The organism is Streptomyces sp. C, from assembly GCF_000158895.1.
GTDB classification, from domain to species: Bacteria; Actinomycetota; Actinomycetes; order Streptomycetales; family Streptomycetaceae; genus Streptomyces; species Streptomyces racemochromogenes.
In genome coordinates, this window is sequence record NZ_GG657750.1 from 714,523 (window position 1) to 715,742 (window position 1,220).

Annotated in this window: 1 protein-coding gene; it reads left to right on the forward strand. The window is 74.6% G+C overall.

The window, feature by feature from the left end; translation table 11 throughout:
• Positions 1–179: 179 nt before the first annotated feature.
• Positions 180–1,220: AAA family ATPase (locus tag SSNG_RS03275; protein ID WP_007262368.1), on the forward strand; the 1,041-nt coding region annotated here is incomplete at its 3' end.

Genomic DNA, 1,220 nt, shown 5'->3' on the forward strand with positions numbered 1-1,220 from the left:
CGCGAGGGCGACGTACCGCGCTTCGAGGAGCTGAAGGTGAAGCGGACCGGCGCCCGCCGGCGCTGAACCGCCCGGTGGGGGCGCGACCGTGCCGCCGCCGCGCCCCCGCCGGCCCTTCCTTCCGTACTGCCGAACCTCCGTACTGCCGAACCTTTGACAACCAGAGGACCTGATACCCGATGACCGTCACCGAACAGTCCGCCCCCGCCCGGCAGGCGATGCCCGCCGAGGAGCGTTACGCCGCCGAACTCGCCTTCCTCGCCGCCCAGGACACCGGACCCCGCCCGCCCGGCTGGGCGCTCACCCCGCGCGCGGTGGTGACCTTCGTGTGCGGCAGCGCGGGCGAGGAGCTGGCCCTGCCCGGGCGCCGTGCGGGACTCCCGTCGAAGCTGGTGATCGCCCCGAAGTTCGTCGGCGAACGCGCCCTGGTGGAACGCTGCGTGGTCACCCTGGCCGGGGAGCGCGGGCTGCTCCTCACCGGTGAGCCGGGCACCGCCAAGTCGATGCTGTCCGAGCTGCTGTCGGCCGCCGTGTCCGGCACCAGCGAGCTCACCGTCCAGGGCACCGCCGGCACCACCGAGGACGCGTTCCGCTACGGCTGGAACTACGCGCTGCTGCTCGCCCAGGGCCCCACCCCGCAGGCCCTCGTCGACTCCCCCGTGCTCCGCGCGATGCGGACGGGCCGGGTGGCACGGGTCGAGGAGATCACCCGCTGCCTGCCCGAGGTGCAGGACGCGCTCGTGTCGATCCTGTCCGACCGGCGGGTCAGCGTGCCCGAACTGACCGCCACCGAGGACGCGGTGGTCTCGGCCGCCCCCGGCTTCACCGTCATCGCCACCGCCAACCTGCGCGACCGGGGCGTCTCGGAGATGTCCGCCGCCCTCAAGCGGCGCTTCAACTTCGAGACGGTCGGCCCGATCGCCGACCCGGACGCCGAGGCCGAGCTGATCCGCCGGCAGGCCGTCGCCGCCGTCGAGCGGGCCGGCGCCGCCTTCGGGGTCGACGACTCCGTCCTCGACGCGCTCGTCACCGTCTTCCGGGACCTGCGCTCGGGGCGCAGCGCCGAGGGCTGGGACGTGGAGCGGCCCGGCACGGTCATGTCCACCGCCGAGGCCGTCCAGGTGGCGGCCTCCCTGGGGGTGTCCGCTGCGTACCTGCCGGGCGGTGACGTGCTGGACCTGCTGCCGGGTCACCTGCTGGGCGTGGTGCGCAAGGACGAC